Source organism: Pseudomonas sp. HD6515, from assembly GCF_024971855.1.
GTDB lineage: Bacteria > Pseudomonadota > Gammaproteobacteria > Pseudomonadales > Pseudomonadaceae > Aquipseudomonas > Aquipseudomonas alloputida.
Genome location: NZ_CP079827.1, coordinates 257,957 through 279,645 on the forward strand (window position 1 = coordinate 257,957; position 21,689 = coordinate 279,645).

The 21,689-nt window shown below is 62.4% G+C and carries 20 protein-coding genes; 9 read left to right on the forward strand and 11 right to left on the reverse strand.

Annotated elements, in window-relative coordinates; translation table 11 throughout:
- Position 1: 1 nt before the first annotated feature.
- Positions 2–832 (reverse strand): formate dehydrogenase accessory sulfurtransferase FdhD, encoded by an 831-nt coding sequence (gene fdhD / locus KW568_RS01105; protein WP_259537426.1) that lies wholly within the window; start codon positions 830–832, stop codon positions 2–4.
- A 175-nt stretch (positions 833–1,007) separates the two neighbouring features.
- Here fdhD and lysM point away from each other — a divergent pair, with 175 nt between their 5' ends.
- Positions 1,008–1,448, forward strand: coding sequence for a peptidoglycan-binding protein LysM (gene lysM / locus KW568_RS01110; RefSeq protein ID WP_004575933.1), 441 nt, complete (start codon positions 1,008–1,010; stop codon positions 1,446–1,448).
- Between the two features lie 111 nt (positions 1,449–1,559).
- Here the strand turns inward: lysM and yrfG are convergent, their stop codons facing one another.
- Positions 1,560–2,222, reverse strand: coding sequence for a GMP/IMP nucleotidase (gene yrfG / locus KW568_RS01115; protein ID WP_003255795.1), 663 nt, complete (start codon positions 2,220–2,222; stop codon positions 1,560–1,562).
- 64 nt (positions 2,223–2,286) lie between these two features.
- On the opposite strand from yrfG, the gene nudE reads away from it, so the two are divergent.
- Positions 2,287–2,853, forward strand: coding sequence for an ADP compounds hydrolase NudE (gene nudE / locus KW568_RS01120; RefSeq protein ID WP_003255794.1), 567 nt, complete (start codon positions 2,287–2,289; stop codon positions 2,851–2,853).
- A complete protein-coding gene (cysQ, locus tag KW568_RS01125; protein ID WP_003255792.1) occupies positions 2,850–3,668 on the forward strand; it encodes a 3'(2'),5'-bisphosphate nucleotidase CysQ in 819 nt (272 codons plus the stop codon). Before nudE ends, cysQ begins: the two co-directional genes overlap by 4 nt.
- Positions 3,669–3,819: 151 nt before the next feature.
- On the opposite strand, the gene KW568_RS01130 is transcribed toward cysQ, so the two are convergent.
- Genes KW568_RS01130 through rfbC form a run of 4 tightly spaced genes read right to left on the reverse strand, consistent with a single transcriptional unit; the run spans position 3,820 to position 8,080 of the window.
- Entirely contained in the window at positions 3,820–4,275 is a 456-nt protein-coding gene (locus tag KW568_RS01130; RefSeq protein WP_004575932.1) for a YiiD C-terminal domain-containing protein, read from the reverse strand.
- The gene (locus tag KW568_RS01135) at positions 4,275–5,681 is read right to left on the reverse strand and encodes a sigma-54 dependent transcriptional regulator (RefSeq protein ID WP_003255789.1); all 1,407 of its coding nucleotides are present in this window, start codon (positions 5,679–5,681) and stop codon (positions 4,275–4,277) included. The genes KW568_RS01130 and KW568_RS01135 overlap by 1 nt, the downstream gene beginning before the upstream one ends.
- Entirely contained in the window at positions 5,678–7,492 is a 1,815-nt protein-coding gene (locus KW568_RS01140; RefSeq protein ID WP_004575931.1) for an ATP-binding protein, read from the reverse strand. The genes KW568_RS01135 and KW568_RS01140 overlap by 4 nt, the downstream gene beginning before the upstream one ends.
- 42 nt (positions 7,493–7,534) lie before the next feature.
- The gene (gene rfbC / locus KW568_RS01145; protein ID WP_003255787.1) at positions 7,535–8,080 is read right to left on the reverse strand and encodes a dTDP-4-dehydrorhamnose 3,5-epimerase; all 546 of its coding nucleotides are present in this window, start codon (positions 8,078–8,080) and stop codon (positions 7,535–7,537) included.
- 277 nt (positions 8,081–8,357) lie between these two features.
- On the opposite strand from rfbC, the gene aguA reads away from it, so the two are divergent.
- Positions 8,358–9,464 (forward strand): agmatine deiminase, encoded by a 1,107-nt coding sequence (gene aguA, locus KW568_RS01150; protein ID WP_004575930.1) that lies wholly within the window; start codon positions 8,358–8,360, stop codon positions 9,462–9,464.
- A gap of 194 nt (positions 9,465–9,658) precedes the next feature.
- Complete coding sequence (locus tag KW568_RS01155) at positions 9,659–9,865, forward strand: hypothetical protein (RefSeq protein ID WP_033726529.1); 207 nt, start codon at positions 9,659–9,661, stop codon at positions 9,863–9,865.
- Between the two features lie 66 nt (positions 9,866–9,931).
- Here the strand turns inward: KW568_RS01155 and KW568_RS01160 are convergent, their stop codons facing one another.
- Positions 9,932–12,001, reverse strand: coding sequence for a TonB-dependent siderophore receptor (locus tag KW568_RS01160; RefSeq protein ID WP_004575929.1), 2,070 nt, complete (start codon positions 11,999–12,001; stop codon positions 9,932–9,934).
- Between the two features lie 473 nt (positions 12,002–12,474).
- Between KW568_RS01160 and KW568_RS01165 the strand changes: the two genes are divergently transcribed.
- Complete coding sequence (locus tag KW568_RS01165; protein WP_004575928.1) at positions 12,475–13,794, forward strand: OprD family porin; 1,320 nt, start codon at positions 12,475–12,477, stop codon at positions 13,792–13,794.
- A 30-nt stretch (positions 13,795–13,824) separates the two neighbouring features.
- On the opposite strand, the gene KW568_RS01170 is transcribed toward KW568_RS01165, so the two are convergent.
- The 3 genes from KW568_RS01170 to KW568_RS01180 all read right to left on the reverse strand — a co-directional run bounded on the left by KW568_RS01170 (position 13,825) and on the right by KW568_RS01180 (position 17,826).
- Positions 13,825–15,492 carry an FMN-binding glutamate synthase family protein gene (locus tag KW568_RS01170; protein ID WP_004575927.1) on the reverse strand — a complete coding sequence of 556 codons (1,668 nt, stop codon included), beginning with the start codon at positions 15,490–15,492 and terminating at the stop codon, positions 13,825–13,827.
- Positions 15,493–15,737: 245 nt separating this feature from the next.
- Positions 15,738–17,105 (reverse strand): ATP-binding protein, encoded by a 1,368-nt coding sequence (locus KW568_RS01175; RefSeq protein ID WP_004575926.1) that lies wholly within the window; start codon positions 17,103–17,105, stop codon positions 15,738–15,740.
- 1 nt (position 17,106) lies between these two features.
- Positions 17,107–17,826: a response regulator gene (locus KW568_RS01180; protein ID WP_004575925.1), complete on the reverse strand. Its 720-nt coding sequence runs from the start codon at positions 17,824–17,826 to the stop codon at positions 17,107–17,109.
- A gap of 140 nt (positions 17,827–17,966) precedes the next feature.
- Here KW568_RS01180 and KW568_RS01185 point away from each other — a divergent pair, with 140 nt between their 5' ends.
- Positions 17,967–20,264 carry a TonB-dependent siderophore receptor gene (locus tag KW568_RS01185; protein ID WP_259537434.1) on the forward strand — a complete coding sequence of 766 codons (2,298 nt, stop codon included), beginning with the start codon at positions 17,967–17,969 and terminating at the stop codon, positions 20,262–20,264.
- A gap of 167 nt (positions 20,265–20,431) precedes the next feature.
- Here the strand turns inward: KW568_RS01185 and KW568_RS01190 are convergent, their stop codons facing one another.
- The gene (locus KW568_RS01190) at positions 20,432–20,638 is read right to left on the reverse strand and encodes a DUF3079 domain-containing protein (protein ID WP_003255778.1); all 207 of its coding nucleotides are present in this window, start codon (positions 20,636–20,638) and stop codon (positions 20,432–20,434) included.
- Positions 20,639–20,696: 58 nt separating this feature from the next.
- Between KW568_RS01190 and KW568_RS01195 the strand changes: the two genes are divergently transcribed.
- The gene (locus KW568_RS01195) at positions 20,697–21,173 is read left to right on the forward strand and encodes a type II toxin-antitoxin system HigB family toxin (RefSeq protein ID WP_232435437.1); all 477 of its coding nucleotides are present in this window, start codon (positions 20,697–20,699) and stop codon (positions 21,171–21,173) included.
- A gap of 41 nt (positions 21,174–21,214) precedes the next feature.
- Positions 21,215–21,688, forward strand: coding sequence for a type II toxin-antitoxin system HigA family antitoxin (locus tag KW568_RS01200; protein ID WP_004575922.1), 474 nt, complete (start codon positions 21,215–21,217; stop codon positions 21,686–21,688).
- The last annotated feature ends 1 nt before the right edge of the window (position 21,689 follow it).

The window sequence follows — 21,689 nt, forward strand, 5'->3', positions numbered from 1 at the left end:
GTTACGACTCCGCCGCTGGGCTGTAGACCCGCGGTGCGCTGTGCTTGGGCAAATGGATAAGGTTGAGGTTGTGCTTGCGTGCCCATTGCAGGGCAAGGCCGGTGGGCGCTGACAGGCTGACCAGGGTCTGGATGCCGGCACGCAGTACTTTCTGGATCAGCTCCAGGCTGCAGCGGCTGGTGACGATGGCCAAGCCACCCTGGCTGTCGATGCGTTGCCGCAGCAGGGCACCAATCAGTTTGTCGAGGGCGTTGTGCCGGCCGATGTCTTCGCGGCCGAGCAGCAGTTCGCCTTGGCGGTCCATGAACAGTGCTGCATGTACGGCGCCGCAATGCTGGCCCAGTGGCTGGAAGGCGTCGATGCGCTCGCGCAGGCCGACCAGCCACTGGGCCGGGGGCAGGGGCGCACCCGGCAACACGGCCAGATCCGGCAGCGCCTGCTCCAGGGCCTCGACCCCACACAGGCCGCAACCGCTGGTGCCGGCCAGTTGGCGGCGCTGGTTTTTCAGGTTCCAGAACGCCCGGCTGGAGATTTCCAGGTCGGCGTACATTGCCGAGCCGCTGCCGGAAAGCTTGAGGTCGTAGATTTCTGCGGTGCCTTCGACAATGCCGCTGCCGACGCTGAAACCGACCGCGAAGTCTTCCAGATCGGTAGGACTGACCAGCATCACCGCCTGGTTGAGGCCGTTATAGACAATGGCCAGGGCCACTTCCTCGGCCAGCGGGGTGCTGTCGCGTTTGGCGTCGCTGAGCAGGACGTAATCGTAGGTGTTGCTGGCGGCGGGCATGGACAAGGGCGATGAGGCCGCGCAGACCGGAGGCTTGCTGTTCATCGGGGCGCTGAATACCGGCGGCTTTCTGATAGCACAAGCCTAGGCGTGCGGGCCGGCGGCGTCTAATCGCTAGGGTCTATGCCTTGATAGACCGCGTCGATTGGTCGCGCAGGGCGGGAGTGGTAAAGCTGGCCTAGACTCCTGTGTCCAAGGTTTCGTCAACAAGGAGAGCGCAATGAGCCTGTTCAGTTTCGTGAAGGAAGCCGGCGAGAAGTTGATCGACCTGCTGACCCCTGGCAACGCCAATGCCGAAGAGCAGCTTAAGAAACACGTGGAAGCTGTCGGCCTGGGCAACCCCAACATCACGGCCACTGTAGAAGGAGACAAGATCATCCTCAAGGGTGAAGTGGCCAGCCAGGAAGAGAAGGAGAAGATCATCCTGGCGGCGGGCAACATCAGCGGCGTGGCCAGTGTCGAGGACCAGATCACCGTGACCGGGCCGGTAGTCCAGGCGGCAAGGTTCGTCACTGTGAAATCGGGCGACACACTTTCAGCCATTGCCGTGGTCGTGTATGGCAGTGCCAACCAGTACAACAAGATTTTCGAGGCCAACAAGCCGATGCTCAAGCACCCGGACAAGATCTATCCGGGGCAGGTGCTGCGTATTCCTGACTGATCGCTGAAGTCTGTGCCGGCCTCTTCGCGGGCATGCTCGCTCCCACAGGTTGAGCGCCCTCTCACGGCTGGCGCAGTATCTGTAGGAGCGGGTTCACCCGCGAAGAGGGCCTCATAGGCCTACCAGTAACTCCCGGTAATCCTCGACCGCCGCAAACTCTTCAGTATCCCGCGGCCCTGCTTTGCTATCTGGCTGGCGCACCGCCAGCAAGTGCCCCACACCAAACCGCCGTGCACTGCGCAGAATCGCCAGCGTGTCATCAATGAACAGGCTGCGTTCTGGTTCGAAGCCGATATCCGCCTGCAGGGCATCCCAGAACTGCGGGCTTTCCTTCGGGTAGCCATAGTCGTGCGAGCTGATCAGCCGCTCGAAGTACGGTGCCAGCTCCACCCGTTCCAGCTTCAGCGACAGCGAGTCACGGTGGGCATTGGTGATCATCACGACACGCTTGCCGGCCTGGCGAATCGCCGCCAGGAAGGTATCGGCATCCGGGCGCAGGGCAATCAGGTCGGCAATTTCCCGCTTCAGCTCGCGAATGGGCAGGCGTAGCTCGCGGCTCCAGAAGTCCAGGCAGTACCAGTTCAATGTGCCGGCATTGCGTTCGAACAGCGGTTGCAGCTCCATTTCGGCCATGGCCCGGCTAACACCGTGCAGCTCGGCATAGCGCTGGGGCAGGTGGTCCAGCCAGAAGCGGTTGTCGTAATGCAGGTCGAGCAGGGTGCCATCCATGTCCAGCAGGACGGTATCGATGGCAGACCAGGGAAGAACAGGCATGGGAAACTCTCGATCAGTCGGCAAGCCACGGTATAGTAACCCGTTCACGCCAAGGAGCCGCCCCATGCGCCAGAAACCCACCGTACTCAGCCGCGAAATTGTCGCCAGTAGCCGCCTGTTCCGCGTCGAAGCCGTACAGCTGCGCTTCAGCAATGGCGCCGAGCGCACCTATGAGCGCCTGGTGGGCCGGGGTAACGGCTACGGCGCGGTGATGATCGTGGCCATGCTCGATGCCGAGCACGCCGTGCTGGTGGAGGAATACTGCGGTGGCACCGATGAATACGAGCTGTCGTTGCCCAAGGGCCTGATCGAGCCGGGCGAAGACGTGCTGGCGGCAGCCGACCGGGAGCTCAAGGAAGAAGCCGGTTTTGGCGCACGCCAGCTGGAGCACCTGACGGAACTGTCGCTGTCGCCGGGCTACATGAGCCAGAAGATTCAGGTGGTGCTGGCCAGCGACCTGTACGAAGAGCGCCTGGAAGGCGACGAGCCCGAGCCGATGCGGGTCGACAAGGTCAACCTGCGTGAGTTGTCGGCCTTGGCCATGCATCCGCAGTTCACCGAGGGTCGCGCCCTGGCGGCGCTGTACCTGGCCCGTGACCTGCTGATTCAGCGGGGGCTGCTGGAGCTATGAACGACCTGCAACTGATGCACGAAGTGGTCAAGCTGGCGCTGACGGCAGGCGAGGCGATCCTGCCATTCTGGCGCGCCGATGTCGCGGTAACCAACAAGGCCGACGATTCGCCGGTTACCGCCGCCGACCTGGCCGCGCACCGGGTAATTGCCGATGGTCTGCTGGCGCTGGCGCCGCAGATTCCGGTGCTGTCCGAAGAGGACTGCAATATTGCGCTGGCCGAGCGGCAAAGCTGGAGCCGCTGGTGGCTGGTCGATCCGCTGGATGGCACCAAGGAATTCATTGCCGGCAGTGAAGAGTTCACGGTCAACATCGCCCTGATCGAGAACGGCGAGGTGGTGTTTGGCGTGGTGTCGATGCCCACCAATGGGCGCTGCTATTTTGGTGGGCGCGGCATGGGGGCCTGGCGTGCAGATGCCGGTGAGGCAGCCCAGCTGATCCAAGTACGCAACGCACCCGCGCAGGGCGAGCGTTTTACCGTGGTGGCCAGCCGTCGGCATTCCAGCCCGGAGCAGGAAGCGCTGTTGGCCGGCCTTGGGGCTGCGGTGGGCGAGCTGGAGCTGGCCAATATCGGCAGCTCGTTGAAGTTCTGCCTGCTGGCCGAGGGCAGCGCCGATTGTTATCCGCGCCTGGCGCCGACTTCGCAGTGGGACACTGCTGCGGCGCAGGGTGTGGTGGAGGGGGCCGGTGGTGAAGTGATCGGGCTGGATGGCTTGCCGTTCCGGTATCCGCCACGCGAGTCGCTGCTCAATCCGCATTTCCTGGCATTGCCTGCCAATGCTGCATGGCGCCAGGCCTTCCTGAACCTCATCTAACTGCCTGGCACGATCCTGTGGGAGCGGCCTTGCGTCGCGAAAGGGCCGCAAAGCGGCCCCGGCAATTCTGGCGGCGAAGCTGAAATCCTGGGGCCGCTTTGCGGCCCTTTCGCGACGCAAGGCCGCTCCCACAAAGGCCGCGTTAGTCGTACTAGCGGTGCAGAACGTACTGGCCGCTGAATTTCACTGCAGGCTCGTCACTTCCGGCATTGCTCACGGTGGTTTCCAACGTCAACCGCGCCCGCCCACGGCGCTGGTACAGGGTCAGGAACCGCTCCCAGGTTTTCTCGTCTGGCGCGGCACAACGCGCCACTGCCGTGCCGGTCACTGGCAACGGGTAGCTGATCTGCCCTTCCTGGATGACGATATGCCCGTCATCGATCCCCAGTTCACGCAGGCGCAGGTGCAGCCAGCCCCAACCCACCAGCACTGCTGCGCAGTACAGGCTGCCGCCGAACATGGTGCTTTTGTGGTTGACGTTGGCCGCCAGCGGCAGTTGCAGGCGCAGGGTGTGCTGCTGCCAATCGATCACTTCCAGGCCCATCTCGCGGGTCAGGGGGATGTCGCTGTGCAGTACGGACTGCAGGTACTGGCTATTGGTGCTCATTAACGGTTGTCCTCTTGATCGTCATGCCCGCCGCTGCCGCCGTCGAAGTTCAAGCCATGCTTGCGCAGCTTGTCATGCAGGGTTTTGCGGGGGATACCCAGTGCTTCGGCCAGGCTCCGCATGGAGCCGTGTGGCTGGGCCAGTTCGGCGGCGATCAGCGAACGTTCGAACTGCTCGACCTGTTCGCTGAGGTTGCCGCTGAGCATGGGCGCTGCCGGCGCTGCTGCCGAGGGTGCCTGGCCATCGAGTGCCAGTTCCAGGCCAAGGGCGAAACGCTCGGCGGCGTTCTGTAGCTCGCGGACGTTGCCTGGCCAGTCATGACGCAGCAGCAGGGCGCGTTGCGCGGGTTGCAGCGCATGCGGCGACAGGCCATGACGTTGGCTGGCAGCATCGGCGAAATGCTGGAACAACACCAATATGTCGTCGCCGCGTTCACGCAGTGGCGGAATACGCAGCGGCGCCACGTTCAGGCGGTAATACAGGTCCGCGCGGAAACGCCCTTGGTCGGCAGCCTGACGCAGGTCTTCCTTGGTGGCGGCTATGATGCGGATGTCCAGCGGGATCAACTGGTTGCCGCCCAGGCGTTCGACCACCCGCTCCTGCAGCATGCGCAGTAGCTTCACCTGTACATCCAGGCTCATGCTCTCGATTTCGTCGAGGAACAGCGTGCCGCCGTTGGCAAATTCGAACTTGCCGATACGGCGTTTCTGCGCGCCGGTGAACGCACCGGGCTCGTGGCCGAACAGTTCGCTTTCGACCACCGACTCGGCCAGCGCGCCGGCGTTGATCGCCACGAACGGCCCTTCGCTGCGGCTGGACAGGTCGTGCAGCGCGCGGGCCACCACCTCTTTGCCAGCGCCCGTCTCACCCAGAATCAACACGTCGGCGCGGGTGCCGGCCAAGGCGCCGATCTGCTCGCGCAGGCGCAGCATGGCCGGTGAATGGCCGACCAGGCGGGTTGCCAGTTGCTGGCGGTCGCTCAGTGCCAGGCGCAGGCTACGGTTGTCCAGCACCAGTCGGCGCAAGGCCAGGGCGCGGCGTACGCTGTCGAGCAGGGCGTCTGTGGCAAAGGGTTTTTCCAGGAAGTCATAAGCCCCGGCACGCATCGCCTGCACCGCCAGCGGCACATCGCCATGGCCGGTTATCAGCAGCACCGGCAGTTCGCTGTCGCGGCCGTGCAGTTGTTCCAGCAACTGCAGGCCATCGATGCCCGGCATGCGGATGTCGCTGACCACCACGCCTGGCCAGTCGGCCTCGATACGTTCGGCCAGGCCTTGGGCTTCGGGCAGGGCGACTACCTTGAGCCCGGCCAGGTCCAGGGTCTGGCTCAAGGCTTGGCGCAGGTGGGGGTCATCGTCGACCAGGATGACCTGGGCTCGGCTGTCGATCAGTGTCTCGGTGGTCATGCCGAGGGGTCCTCCGAATTGGGCAAAGTAGCGCCAGATGCGGCCACACGCAGCTGGAGGGTCAGCATTGCACCACCTTCCGGGTGGTTGGCCAGCAGCAGTTCACCGCCCAGGGCGCGCATCAGGCTTTCACAGATGGCCAGCCCCAGGCCCAAGCCCTGGGTACGGGTCTTGGTGGTGAAAAACGGCTCCTTGGCGTGCTCCAGGGCCTGGCGGCTGAAGCCGGGTCCGTTGTCACGGATGTACAGGTAGACGCAGTCATCACGCTGCTCGGCACTTAGCCACAGGCGGCGCGGGTTGGCTTTTTCGGTCAGGGCGTCGAGGGCATTGGCCAGCAGGTTGCCTAGCACCTGGCGCAGGCGCGTTTCGCCGGCCTGTACCCACAAGGTGGCTTCCGGCAGGTCGCGGATCAGCTCTACGGCCATCGCCCGGCGGCGCTTGGCTAGCAGCGCCAGGGCATCGTCCAGGGCCGGCTGCAGGGCCACGCTCTCCGGGGCATGGCGGTCACGACGGGCGAAGGCACGCAGGTGGGCAATGATTGAGGCCATGCGCCCGGTCAGCTCGCCGATCAGCTTGAGGTTGCCGCGGGCGTCTTCGGTACGTTGGTGGTCGAGCAGGATCTCGGCGTTTTCTGCGTAGCTGCGGATGGCGGCCAGGGGCTGGTTCAACTCATGGCTGATACTGGCCGACATGGTGCCGAGCACCGACAGCTTGCCGGCCTGCACCAGTTCGTCCTGTGCGCGCACTGCCTCTTGCTGAGCGTTTTCGCGCTCCAGCACGGCATTTTTCAGGCGGGTATTCAGGCCTTCAAGGTCGGCGGTGCGTTCGGCCACGCGCTTTTCCAGTTCCTGGCGGCCACGGGCTTCGAAGTCGATGCGGTCGATGTAATGGCGCCGCCGTTGCATCACCAGGCCTGCCAGCAACATCAGTACCAGCAGCGTGCCGGCACCGATGGCCATTACCGTCTGCACCGAGCGATCAACCAGCGTGCGCGGGGCAAGGATGCTGACTTGCCAGCCAGTTTCCTTGATGTCGCGGGTCTGGGTGATCCAGGCCTGCGGGTTGAGAACCAGCGGCTGTGGGGCTTGGGTCGGATAGGGCTGGATGGCGATGATGGCCTGGCGCTCGGCGTCGGTCAGCGTGCGGGTAGCACGGAAGCGCCAGTCGGGCCGTGAAGTCAGGATGACCACGCCATTGTGATCGGTCAGCAGCAGCTGCTCGGGCGTACGGCCCCACAGGGTTTCGGTGTGGTCGAGATCGACCTTGACCACCAGCACCCCGACGATCCGCTCGCGGTCCCGCACGGCCGCGGCAAAGAAGTAGCCGCGCTTGGCCGAGGTGGTGCCCTGGCCGAAGAAGCGGCCCAGGTGGCCAGCCATGGCTTCGTTGAAGTAGGGGCGGAAGGCGAAGTTTCGGCCGACGAAGCTGTCGTGCTTGTCCCAATTCGAGGCGGCCAAGGTGTTGCCGCTGACGTCCATCAGGTACATCACCTCGGCACCGGTCTGCTGCACGATGTCCTTGAGCAGGCGGTTGGCGTTGGTCACCGCTTCCAGGCGGAAAGGGTCGGCCAGCACGCCACGCAGCGCCGGCAAGTCGCCGAGAATTTGCGGCAAGGTCTCGTAGCGGTGCAGGGTGCCGAGCAGGTTGGCCACATACAGGTCGAGGGTCTGGCGGTTCTGCGAGGCCAGTTCTTCCTGGTAATAGCGTTCGGCCAAGTGATGCAGGGGCCACAGTAATGGGGCCAAGATCAGCGCCAGCAGGGCCAGGCTGCGCCAGCGGGGACGGCGTGGGGGCGTGGGCTTTGCAATCATCAGGTAAATGCGCCAGAAAAGTCTGACGCAATTATGCGCTAGTTAAGGCAGCAGTTCCGCCTCTGCCAATGGCAGGCCTACCTTGTCCTTGTCCGACAACAGCGGAGGCTGCTGCAGCCCCCAGTCGATGGCCAGTTGCGGGTCGTCCCAGCGGATGCAGCGGTCGGCGCCCGGGTTGTAGTAGTCGGTGGTCTTGTAGAGGAACTCGGCCGATTCACTCATCACCGCAAAACCGTGGGCGAAGCCAGGCGGAATCCACAGCTGGCGATGGTTGTCGGCTGACAGGTGCACCGCGACCCATTTGCCGAATGTTGGCGAGCTTTTGCGCACGTCCACGGCGATATCGCGGATCTCCCCGTGCACCACGCGCACCAGCTTGCCCTGGGTGTTTGCCACCTGGTAGTGCAGCCCACGCAGCACGCCCTTGATGGAGCGCGAGTGGTTGTCCTGAACGAACTCCACGTTCACGCCGGTTTGCTGTGAGAACTCACGGGCGTTGAATGCCTCGAAGAAAAAACCACGGCTGTCAGCGAACACCTTCGGCTCGATGATCAGTACTTCAGGGATTGCTGTAGGGATGATGTTCATAGCGGCTCGCTGGCCCGTCGTTCAAGTATTGACCCTAGTCGGCCTTGCCGGAAATTTCCGCGCGTAGCTGTAACAGGATGCATAAGGTGTGGCTATGGTAGACAGCAGGCCGCTCCTTTCACCAGACCAGCGCTGACTGGTATCGATTGTTATCGATTTAAATTCGCCGAATGGCGCGGCATTCTTCGATTATCAGGCTTCAAATATCGATATATATCGGTTATAAATTGGCAAACGCCCCAGCACACCCGGCTCAGGGCCATCACAGAGGTCACCCATGAAAACCCTCAATTCCACGCCCCGTGCCGATGGTTTCCACATGCCCGCCGAGTGGGCCCCGCAGACTCAGGTGTGGATGGTCTGGCCGGAGCGCCCGGACAACTGGCGCCTGGGCGGCAAGCCGGCGCAGGCTGCCCACGTAACCCTGGCCAAAGCCATTGCCCGTTTCGAACCTGTGACCGTCGCGGCCTCCGCCGGCCAGTACGAAAACGCCCGGCGCCAACTCGACCAGCCGAACATTCGTGTGGTTGAAATCAGCAACGACGATGCCTGGGTGCGTGATACCGGCCCGACCTTTGTCATCGACGGCCATGGCGAAGTGCGCGGTGTCGATTGGGGCTTCAATGCCTGGGGCGGCTTCGACGGCGGCCTGTACGCACCCTGGAACCGCGACGAGGAACTGGCCGCCAAGGTGCTGGAAATGGAGCGCTGCCAGCGCTACCAGACCGAAGGTTTTGTGCTTGAAGGTGGTTCGATCCACGTAGACGGTGAAGGCACCGTGATCACCACTGAGGAATGCCTGCTCAACCGCAACCGCAACCCGCACCTGAGCCGCGAGCAGATCGAAGCGGTGCTGCGCGATCACTTGGCGGTCGACACCGTGGTATGGCTGCCTGATGGCTTGTACAACGACGAGACCGACGGTCACGTCGACAACTTCTGCTGTTACGTGCGCCCGGGCGAAGTGTTACTGGCCTGGACCGATGATTCCAACGACCCCAACTATGCGCGCTGCCACGCGGCCATGGATGTGCTGAAGAACACCCGCGACGCCAAGGGCCGCGAGTTCATCGTGCACAAGATGCCGATCCCGGGCCCGCTGTTCGCCACCGCCGAAGAGTGCGCCGGTGTCGACCAGGTCGCCGGCAGCCAGGAGCGTGACCCGTCGGTGCGCCTGGCGGGTTCGTACGTGAACTTCCTGATTGTTAACGGTGGCATCATTGCCCCAAGCTTCGACGACCCGGCAGATGCCGAAGCCAGAGCGATCCTGGCAAGGATCTTCCCCGACCATGATGTGGTGATGATCCCGGGCCGCGAGCTGCTCTTGGGGGGCGGCAACATCCACTGCCTGACCCAACAGCAGCCGGCGCCGGTCAAGCGCTGAGCGCGTGATGAATAAAGAGGCCCGTCATGTGACGGGCCTCTTTTTTGCGCGGGCGACGCCCGGAGGCCCGAGCTGGCATACGTTTTGTATTGTTTTTCAAGCAGATAGCGAGATGGCACGGCCAGGCCGCGCCTCTGATCTGTAACAATACCTACGTAAATTAGCCGCTCACGGGCCAGGGAGTACGTGTGGACATGAACGCAGCAAGTGAGTCGGCTTTGCGCCCATCGGCAGTTGATCGCCAATCGCTCAGGCTTTTGGCGAAGCGGTTGAAACACCATGGAAGCATCAGGGTCAGGACGACCGACTCGACCGACCCACGACGTCTGCTTGCCGGGCGATACCCCCAAGGGTTGATCAGCGAAGCAGAGATGCAGGCGCTGATGGCGGTGTGGCACTGATTGATTGCACCTGTACCTGCCTCTTCGCAGGCATGCTCGCGAAGAGGCAGGTACAGGCAACTAAGATCAGAAACTGTAGCTACCCGTCACCACAAGGCTACGCGGATCGCCCACCTGGATCTGCGCCGCACTGGTCGCCGAGCTGTAGTAGGTCTTGTCAGCAATGTTGCTCAATGCCGCCCGCACATCCCAGTCATGGGTCCGATACCCCGCCAGTGCATCCCAACGGCCATACCCTGGCAATACCGTGGTGTTCTGGTTGTCCGCATAACGTTCGCCCACCAGTGTCAGCCCGGTTTCGGCGTACCACCCCAGTTCTGGCTTCCAGGTCACGAACAGGCTGCCATTGCGCTTGGCCACGTCATTGATGCGGTTGCCTTCCTGGCCGTTATTGTCCTTGACGATGATCGCATCCTGCAGGCCAATGCCGCCGCGTACATACCAGTTGCCGACGATGTTGCCGGTGGCAGTCAGCTCGATGCCGCGCGAACGCTGCATGCCGCTGAGCAAGATGATGTTCGGGTCGTTCGGGTCGCGGGTGCGGCGGTTGTAAAGTTCCAGCTCGTAGATGGCCAGGGTGGTGGTCAGGCGCTGGTCGAGCCAGTCACTTTTCACCCCGATTTCCTTCTGCCGGGTCTGCTCCGGACGGGTGTCGTTGGTATTGCCCGGCGCCCCCGGGGTGATGCCGATCAAGCCTCCGCCCACCGGCGAGAAAGTCTTGCTCCACGAGGCGTAGAACGAATGGTCGCGCCATGGCGTGTAGACCACGCCCAGGCGTGGGCTGGTGCTGTTGCTGTCCTGCGGTTCGCGCAAGCCATCCTTGTTGGTGGTTTCCACTTCGAACTGGTCAAAGCGTACGCCGCCGAGAACCTGCCACTGATCGTTCAGGCGAATCTGGTCCTGCAGATAAACCCCGCGGCTGTCGACCACGGTGTGGTTGTTGCTCGATACCGCCAACGTACCATTGTGCGGCTGGCTGGGTTTGCCCAGGCCTGGCAGGTTCTGGCTGCCGGCGCTGTATAGCAGCGGGTCGCGCCGCTGGTTGCCGAACTCCAGGCCCAGCAGCAGCTTGTGTTCAAGGCCCAAGGTGTCGAAGTCGCCCTCGGCCTCCAGGTTATTGAACAGGTTGCGGGTGTTCAGGTCCTGCTGCCAGCGTTGGCGGGTCAAGGTATTGGTGCCGGCGTTGTAGCCCGTGACATAGGTATTGTCGAACTCGCTGTCGAGTTTGAACAGGCCCAGGGTGTGGCGCAGCTGCCAGGTTTCGTTCAACTGGTAGTTCAGGCGCGAGCGCAGCGATTGGGCGCGGTCGTCAATGTAGTCGCGATGGTCGCCGTAGGTGGCGCTGCGGCTGACGTCTGCCGGGCGGCCGTTGACACTCGGGATGCCCCGGTCTGGTGTGCGGTTGTAGCGGCTGTATTCGTACTGCACCAGCCAGTTCAGGTCGGGGGTGATCTGCCAGCTGATCGACGGGGCGAACAGTTGGCGGCTGCCGTCGACACCCTCGCGAAAGCTGTTGTTGTCCTGGTTGCCCATGTTCAGGCGTAGGCTGACCGTGTCGCTGGGGTCGGCGCTGAGGTCGGCATACAGGCTGCGCAGGTCTTCGCTGCCGGCCTGCGCTTCGATGGTCGAGCGGCGACCCGGCTCTGGTGCCTTGCTGACCCTGTTGACGATGCCGCCCTGGCTGCCACGGCCATACAGCACCGCCGCAGGCCCCTTCAGCACTTCGACCCGCTCGATGTTGTGCAGGTCGCGGATGTATTGGCTGTCGTCGCGGATACCGTCCAGATAAAAGTCGTTGCTGGCCTCGAAGCCGCGGATGCGTACGCTGTCAAAACGGGTGTCGGCGCCGCTGCTGACGTTGGGAATACCCTCCAGCGCCTTGCCCAGCGTGTTGCTGCCGTAATCCAGCACATTGGCGGTTTTCACCGTATCGATGGCCTGCGGCACATAACGCACGGGCGTCGAGGTGCGGGTTGCAGTGCTTACCTCCTTGACCCGCGGGTTGTCCTTCTCGCGCTCGCTGTCGGCGGTTACCGACGACTCCGGCAGTGTGGTGGTGGCGGCGCTGGCCAGGCTAGCGCTGAACAGCAGCGACAGGCCGAGCGTCAGGGGTGAAAGGCGGCAGGGTACAAGCATGGGCACATCCGGGCGAGCAGTTGAAAATAAAGTGCGGATGGTAATGCTTGTTATTTGCTCTTGCTCGGGTATTTGTAAAGGGTTGTCTTTACATATGTATCTGTTTGTAACTACCTCTACGGCCACGCTTTGCCTGCTTTCAGGAAATTGTTCGCCCGATCAAAAGGCAATTTCCTACACAAGATAAATTGCCCGCTGATAGCGCAAACCTGCATGGAAATGCACCAGACAGGTCGGTGATTTTGGTTATATCAACCTGCATTTCACGACTTTTTGACATTTGTAATCGCACACGGCTAGGATTCGGCCAACGCCTGCTGGCCATGGTATTGGCCAAGCTGCTGCCAAGGGCCGCCGTAAACTTACCGGTCGGCCCGCCCGGCTGGATCCGCATAGCGTCGAACCTACGAAGGGGCGTTGGTTCCTGGCGTCATATTGCAGAGCGTTTTTGATTAAGAAATAAGGAAAACAACATGTTGAAAACCAGGATCAGCCTGGTCGCCCTGGCGATGATCGCCGCGACCCAGGCTCAGGCCAATGACCAGGCTGACAGCAAGGGCTTCATCGAGGACAGTCACGCCAACGTCCTTCTGCGCAACGCCTACATCAACCGTGACAAGAAGCATGGCACCGACGACCAGATCGAATGGGGCCAGGCGTTCATCGCCAACTTCTCCTCCGGTTTCACCCAGGGTACCGTTGGCGTCGGTGTTGACGCATTCGGCCTGTACGCCGTGCGCCTGGATGGCGGCAAAGGCCACAACGGTGGTGGCGGCGTCGACTTCTTCAAACCGCACGAAACCACCAATGCCGAAGGCAACGCCAGCTCGCCGCACAACCTGGCGCGTGGTGGTGCTGCTGTGAAGTTCCGCATTTCCAACACCGTGCTGAAGTACGGTGACCAGATGCCAGCACTGCCAGTGCTGCAGTACGACGATGCACGCCTGCTGCCAGAAAGCTTCACCGGCACCCTGATCACCTCCAAAGAGATTCAGGGCCTGGAACTGAACGCCGGCCGCTTCACCCAGGAAGCGCGCAAGAGCGCCGAGCGCCGTGATGGTGGTGGCCTGAAGTCGATCAACGTCTTAGGTGGCAGCTACAAGTTCACCGACAACTTCACCGCTTCGCTGTACACCGCCGACAACGAAGATGTGATGAAGAAGCACTACCTGGGCTTGAACTACGTCTTCCCGATCGCCAGCGACCAGTCCCTGACCCTGGACTTCAACGGCTACAAGTCGGACATCAACAACAAGCATGTCAAGGCTGCCGAGCTGACCGGTGACTCCAACACAATTTGGAGCCTGGCGGCCACTTACGCCTATGGCCCGCACTCGTTCACAATTGCCCACCAGCGCAGCACCGGTAGCACTGGCTATAACTACGGCGGGTATCAGAACGCAGGCCGTCAGGGTGACGGTGGTTCCACCATCTACCTGGCCAACTCGTACTGGTCCGACTTCAACGCCGAAGACGAGCGCTCCTGGCAGCTTGGCTACGGCCTGGACTTCGGTGCCTATGGCATTCCGGGCCTGACCTACAAGCTGGCCTACGTGGTGGGTGACAACATCAACACCCGTAACGTCGCCAACCCGCAAGGCTTCGGCGAAGGTAAAGAGCGCGAGATCTTCAACCAGATCCGTTACGTGGTGCAGGACGGCCCGGCCAAGGACCTGTCGATCAAACTGCGTAGCTCGTTCTTGCGTACCAACAACGCCGTGCAGCAGAACGGTTACAACGACGACGGCAACGAAGTCCGCGTATTCGTCGAGTACCCGATCAGCATCTTCTGATTCTGATCTGATGTATCGAACAGCCCCGGCCTATGCCGGGGCTGTCTCTTTTCGGCGAACGGTTACTGGTTGAGCCGGCGCTGGGCTTACGGTCTCCGGCGCAAAACTGTCGCTACGCGCCATCCGCCACATCCGCGCATAAAACTCGCTTTCGATCGAGCCACTGAGTAATTCGCCCGGCTTGAGGAATGTGTGCAAGTCCGAAAACAACCCGATTTCGCTGGGGCTGATGCGCCGTGCCAGGTGCTTGGGCTTGAGCTCCGAAGGGTGCTCCAGGCCTGCGGCAGCCAACATCTCGGCCAGCGCGTGCAGTGTGTTGCGGTGGAAGCTGGCTACCCGCTCGGCCTTGTCTGGCACCACCAGGGCGCGCTGGCGCAGAGGGTCTTGGGTCGCCACGCCGGTCGGGCACTTGTTGGTGTGGCAGCTCTGCGACTGAATACAACCAATGGCAAACATGAAACCGCGTGCCGAATTGACCCAGTCAGCGCCGATGGCCAATACGCTGGCAATGTCGAAGGCGCTGACGATCTTGCCCGCCGCACCAATGCGGATGCTGGAGCGTAGGTTCAGGCCGACCAACGTGTTGTGCACGAACATCAGGCCTTCGCGCATTGGCACGCCCATGTTGTCGCTGAACTCGCGAGGTGCCGCGCCGGTGCCACCTTCCTTGCCATCGACAACGATGAAGTCAGGGGTGATGCCGGTGGCGAGCATGGCCTTGGCAATGCCCATGAATTCCCAAGGGTGGCCCAGGCAGAACTTGAAGCCCACGGGTTTGCCGCCCGAAAGCTCGCGCAGGCCGGCTACGAACTGCAGCAGCTCGACCGGTGTGCGGAAGGCGCTGTGCGCCGCCGGCGAGATGCAGTCCTCGCCTACACGTACGCCACGGGTCTCGGCAATTTCGGGGCTGACCTTGTGCCCCGGTAAAATGCCGCCGTGGCCAGGCTTGGCGCCCTGGCTGAGCTTGATCTCAATCATCTTCACCTGTGCCGAGCGGGCTTGTTCGGCGAAGCGCTGTGGGTCGAAACGACCGTCCTCGGTGCGGCAGCCGAAGTAGCCGCTGCCGATTTCCCAGATCAGGTCGCCGCCGTGTTCACGGTGGTATGGGCTGATACTGCCCTCGCCAGTGTCATGGGCAAACCGGCCCATGCGCGCGCCGCGGTTGAGCGCAGCGATGGCGTTGGCGCTGAGGGCGCCGAAACTCATCGCCGAGATGTTGAAGATCGAGGCCGAGTAGGGCACTCGGCATTGCGGCCCGCCGATGGCAATGCGGAACGACGCAGGGTCTGGCGTGGCCACCGGTAGCATGGAATGGCTGATGAATTCGAAACCAGGTTTGTAGGCGTCGTTGAGTGTGCCGAACGCTTTCTCGGCGCTTTCGTTCTTGGCGCGGGCGTAGACCAGCGAGCGTTGCGAGCGGGAGAACGGCAGCTTGTCGTCGTCACCTTCGATCAGGTACTGGCGGATTTCCGGGCGGATGGTTTCGATCAGGTAACGGATATTGCCCAGGATCGGGTAGTTGCGTCGCACCGCATGGTGGCTTTGACGCAGGTCATTCAGGCCGACCAGGCTGAGCAGCGCGGTGATCAGCGTTACCGGCCACAGCCAGGCATGTTGGGCCAGCAGGGGCAGGCTGGCGAAAGTGAAGACAAGGCAGAGTACGAGGCAGGCGTAGCGGCTGGGAAGAGAGTGTTTCATGGGTCCATCGCAGGCAGGATGACCGGGCATAGGATAGGCAAACGCAGGGGACGGAAAACCTGGGTAATCGGTAAAAGACTGTTACCTGATTGCGAATTCCCAGGTCTGCGCAGCCCTATTTTGTGGGAGCGGCCTTGTGTCGCGATGGGCTGCGTAGCAGCCCCAGATATTGGTGTCACGGCACTAATCGTCGGGGCTGCTGCGCAGCCCATCGCGACACAAGGCCGCTTCCACAGAAGATCGCGTTAGCCTGGCAGCAGTATGCTGACCCGCAACCCACCGCTCTCACGGTTCGACAGCATCAGCTCACCCCCATGGCTGGTGGCGATCCGCTGGGCAATGCTCAACCCCAACCCATATCCGCCGGACGCCTGGTTACGCGACCCGTCACCGCGCACGAAGGGGTCGGTAATGGTCGCCAGCAGGCCCGGGGCAATCCCTGGCCCGCAGTCGTCGATATGGATCAATACACCTGTGGTGGCCCGTTCCAACGTGACTGAAATCTTCTTGGCGTAGCGCAACGCGTTGACCAACAAGTTTTGCAGGCAGCGCTGCAACAGCAAGGCATCTACCCGCAAGCTGCCCGCCTTGCCGTGCACCGGAAGTGGTTCTACGGCAGTGGCCAGGTCCGCACACTGGCGCGCAACCAATCGGTCCAGGTCCACCTGCTGCAGATTCCGCTGCTCCCCCGCACGCAGGTAGTCCAGAACCTGACCAATCATATCGTCCATCTGCGTGATGTTCTGCCGCAGGCGCTGGCGGTGTTCGTCATCGGGTAATCGCTCCAGACGCAGGCGCATGCGGGTCAGTGGGGTGCGCAGGTCATGAGACACGGCGGCCAGGAAGTAGGCCTTGTCGTTGACCATGGCAATCAGCCGCTGCTGCATCGCGTTGAATGCCTGCGCCGCCTGGCGCACTTCCTCTGGGCCATCCAGTGCCAGGGGAGGCTGCTCGAGGTTGCTGCCCAGGCCGCGTGCGGCATCGGCCAGGCGCCGCAACGGGCGCAGGCACAGGCGCACGGCAACCAGGCACACCAGCAACACCGCGACGATGCGCAGCGCATACACCCGCAGCAGGTAATCGCTGATCAGCACCCAGGCCGACTCGCCGCTCCAGCCCTGCAGTTCCTGGCCCGCAACGGTCAGCCAGTGGCCATCGGGTAACGGCACCGCGAACTGGATATGCGCCTGGGCTGTGCGCAGGCCGAACAGGCTGCGCCAGACGATCGGCTGGCCCAACTCGTCGGTGAGTTGCACGTGCATCAGGCGTACGTCCTGGGCATGCCCCAGCTCGTACTTCAGGGCCTGCTGCAACAACAGCTCGACCCGCCTGTGCCCGCGGCGCTCGTCATGCTCTTGCGCAGGCGGGCTTTCGACGCAGTGAAGCTGGTAGTGGGCTGGCGCCTGCAGCGTACCGCCGTGGCAGTCGGCCTGGGCAATCAGGGGGGCGCTGCGTGCAGCAACCAGTCGTACGGGCACCTCTAGCGCCTGAGCGAAACGCACGTCGAACCAGATGCTGCTCGACATCAACTGGATCACCAGCGTGCCACTGACCATGATCAGCAGCAGTTGACCAAACAAGGTGCGGGGCCATAGCCGGTGAAACCAGCGCATGTCAGACACCAGCCGCGAGGGGGGCGAGACTCAGCAGGTAGCCTTCGTTACGGATGGTCAGGATTTGCGCGGTCCCCGCCGGCGCCCGGCGCAGCTGCTGGCGCAGGCGGCTGACACACATGTCCACGGAACGGTCGTCGGGCAGGTGGTCGCGGCCGAACGCGCTGCGGGTCAGTTGGTCACGGGAGACCACTCGGTTGTTGGCTTCCAGCAGTTCGCGCAGCACGCGGTAGTCGGAGCGCGGCAGGGTCAGGGTCTCGCCATCCGGGCGGGTGAGCAGGCGCTTGACGTGTTCCAGGCGAAAGCCTGCGAACAGCTGGGCGTCCACCACGGGTTCTTCGGCAGAGGTGCCCAGGCGTTGCGGACGACGCAGTACGGCTTTGATCCGGGCGATCAGTTCGCGTGGTTCGAAGGGCTTGGCCAGATAGTCGTCGGCGCCTACTTCCAGGCCGATGATGCGGTCCAGCGTGCTGCCCTTGGCTGACAGCATGATCACTGCCAACCCAGGTGTGGCCTGCAACTGCCTGCACAGGCTAAGGCCGTCCTCACCCGGCAGCATCAGGTCGAGCACCACCAGCTCCACTTTGTGCCGGGCCAGCTGGTCACGCATCTGTTGACCGTCGGCTGCCGCCAGCACGCTGTAGCCGGCATCGGTCAGGTAATCACAAAGAAGTTCGCGGATCTCGTCGTCATCATCGACAACCAGCAGGGTCGTGCTCATGCAGAAAAACACCTGTTAGGTGAGGGCCGGCGGCGCTCGTTACGTTCAATTACATCCCCGTACATGTCGGGTCTGGAGCCCGGAGGGCTGATCCCTAGAATCCTAACAAAAAATCATCTGCAAATACGAAGCCTTCCCAAATGAATCTCCAAAGCATCACGCCAGTGTTCACCCCCTTCAGTCAAAGCGGCAATTGCCTCAAGCCGCTGGCCTTCTGCGTCGCCGTCGCCATCAGCGGTGGTGCAGTGGCTGCCGACGGCAAACCCCTTGAACTCGACGCCACACAGATCGAAGACAGCGCAGTACTGCCTGCCGACGATGCCGGCCAGTTGGGCTACACGGTCGAGAGCACCCGCAGCTCCACTGGCCTGGCACTGACGCCACGGCAGACACCGCAATCGGTTACCACCATCACCCGCCAGCAGATGGATGACCGCGACATCCATACCATCGAGCAGGCATTGGAAACCGCCCCAGGCGTAACGGCCAACAAGTCCGAGGTGGGTGGGCGCACCGACTACCGCGCGCGTGGTTACTCGATCAGCAACTGGAAGGTCGATGGCCTGCAGACCCAGGGCGGCTCCGATTTCAGTGGCAGCGGCAATGCGCTGAACATGGACCTGTACGAACGCATCGACATCGTGCGCGGCGCCAACGGCCTGCTGGGCGGCACCGGCGACCCCTCGGCCACCGTCAACCTGATCCGCAAGGCACCGACCAAAACCTTCGGCGGCAGCGCTTATGCCACTTATGGCAGCTGGGACAAGCGTCGTCTGGGGGCGGACTTGAACCTGCCGCTGTCCGAAGATGGCCGCCTGCGTTCGCGCTTCGTGATGACCCAGCAGGATGCCAACTCCTTCCGCGACAACCAGTCCGAACGTTCCCGCGCCGCGTTGGCCAATTTCGAGTTCGACCTGGACGACGCCACTACCTTGGGCGCCGGTTACCAGTATGAATACAACAAGGTCGTGGGTGGCGGCTGGGGCGCGAACATCCCGATCTGGTACCGCGACGGCAGCAAGACCGACTTGCCGCGCAGCACCAACGTGGTGCCCAGCTGGAGCTTTGGCGAGTACACCACCCGCACTGCGTTCGGCTCGCTGGAGCACCGCTTCGACAACGACTGGACCCTGGACCTGAAAGCCGCCCAAGCCACCACCGAAGCCCTGAACCATCGCGGCCTTGCCAAGGTGAACTCAGCTGGGCGCGGCAGCTACGGTGGCTATTGGGACCAGGACGGCAGCGGCGCCGTGCTGAATGGTTTGCACAGCTCCAGCGACACCACCCAGCAGTCGGCGCAGATCGACCTGTCCGGCCCGTTCCAGCTGTTTGGCCGCACCCACCAGGCCATGGTCGGCTACAACGACAGCCGCACCGTCGGCTGGTCGCCTCAGTACACCTGCACCATGGTCGGCGACGGCATGACCAGCGCGCCTGCACTGGGTTGCCAGTTCCGCGCCAACAACGGCTTCCCGGTCACCGACTGGCACAATGGCGTGGATGACGACTACGACCTCATCGCCTCGCGCACCGGCCTTCACAGCAAGACCACCACTCGCCTGCAGGGCATGTACGCCGCCACCCGCCTGAGCATCACCGACCCGCTATCGGTAATCGTGGGCGTGCGCACCAGCAACTATTCCTCGGTCACCCGCAGCGTGGCTGGCGAGCGCAGCAGCCAGGAAGAAAACGGCATCGTCACCCCTTACCTGGGCGCGGTGTATGACCTCAATGACAACTACTCGGTATACGCCAGCTACACCGACATCTTCACCCCGCAAACCTCTGAAACCAGCAGTGGCAGCAAGGTCGAGCCGATTCGTGGGCAAAGCTACGAGACCGGTATCAAGGGTGAGTGGTTCGATGGCCGCCTGAACGCCTCGGCGGCCTACTTCCGCACCAAGCAGGAAAACAAGGCCGTGCTGGACGGCGACCTGACCACCCCGACCGGCGGCAGCGCCTACAAGGCCGGCTCCGGGCAGGAAACCGACGGTATCGACCTGGAAGTCGCAGGCGCCCTGACCCCCAACTGGAACGTCTACGCCGGCTACACCTATCTGCACTTCCGCCGCGTCGACAGCGACGGCCGCAGCGACCCGTCGCACCTGTTCAAGGCCTCCACCACCTACCGCCTGAGCGGCCCGCTCGACCGCCTGACCCTGGGCGCCGGCGTGACTGCGCAGACCAACATCCGCGCCATCTCCAGCCCGGCTGGCCAGCCTACGAACGGTGTGAGCAATGGTGCCACTGACGTGAACTGGTCCGGTTATGCCATCTGGAATGCCATGGCCAAGTATCAGCTCACCGACAACACCAGTGTCAGCCTCAACGCCAACAACATGTTCGACAAGCACTACTACAGCCAGTACGGGTTCTATGCCGGGGCGATCTACGGCGACCCGCGTAACCTGTCGTTGACGGTAAGCACCGCGTTCTGATCAAGCCCTTCCACAAGGCCTGGCGCTGTACCTGTAGGAGCGGGTTCACCCGCGAACACCGGCGAAGCCGGTGCCTGCACGCGCATCGCCAGCTTCGCGGGCAAGCCCGGTCCCATAGAGCCAGCGCTGGGTTCAAGGCCTGCGCAGGGCCGCCAAGCGGCCCTTTCTTACCTGGGCTTTACCGCTTGCCCTGGATCAACCGGCTTCTCCAGCTGGCCCTCGAAGCTATCCCAATCCTCGCCAAACAGCTCCACCGGATGCATGGTCCGGTCTGCGCCATTGCCACAGGCTAGCGCCTTGGCAGGGCAGTACAGGTCGCAACCCCAGCAGATACGCTCGGGGTGGCGAGGGTTTGTGGGGAATCTCTTGGCCATGCTCAACCTCCCTCAGGGCTGCCTGATCTGAAGGTAAACCTCTCGACCAGCCCTTCGTTTGACGGGCATCAATCCATTGGCGATCGCCAGGTCACCGTACATCGCGCATCCAGATATCTGGTTGACAGATATCTGGATCAGAGATATTTTCCACCCTATGTTGGTGCGCCGGGACAACACAATGCGGGTCATAACGAAAGCGGCGGTAACCAAGGCGATTGAAGCCCACGGCCAGTGGAAAGCGCCCCTAAGCTTGTGGCTGACGACCTTCGACAGGGCGACGCTGCGGTTTGAATCTTTTGAACAGTTGAGGCAGACGTGGGTCACTGTGTCTGGCTGGAGTGTTGATCGCATCCCCCACTCAGAACTTAGGCCCGCCAGCCGCAAAGGGCCGCTTGATATCTACGTGTTCGATATCAAGAAAAACGAATGCCGCCTGATCGCGTGGCTCAATGCGCGAACGGGCACTCTCTACATCAAGGCCATTCTGTCGCACGCCGAGTACGACAAATGGTGCAGAAGCGATATCAGGTAGCAACCTGGGCCGCGCGATATTTCAATTCGACAGGTGACAACATGAAGCGGGATAAAATTGAAGCCAATGGACTAGATGCCTTCATCGCTAATATTTCACCCATGCTCGATGGCCTGAACACTCAGATGGCAACCATGGCCCAGCTTCTAGCCGCCTGCCATGACCCCATCAAGGACGATGCCGAGCTTGAGGCACGCATGGCATTGATCGACGAGCTCTACTCCCATGCGGACAGCGAAGGCCACGCTGCGGCACGCTTTGCCGAGATGGTAGCGGACCGCGTCTACGAGTATGAGAGTGAGTCTGTATTGGTGCCGTTCGCGAGCCAGGCCGAAGCGTTGGCCTTTCTGCTGTCGGACAGGGGCGTGAAGCAGAAGGACCTGTCGGCGATAGCGACCCAGAGCGCGGTATCCGAGATTCTGAACAACAAGCGGAAGATGACGGTTGCCCAGATAAAGGGCTTTGCTGAGTTTTTCAGCGTACCGGTTGAGTTCTTCATGCATGGGGTGGTTTGAC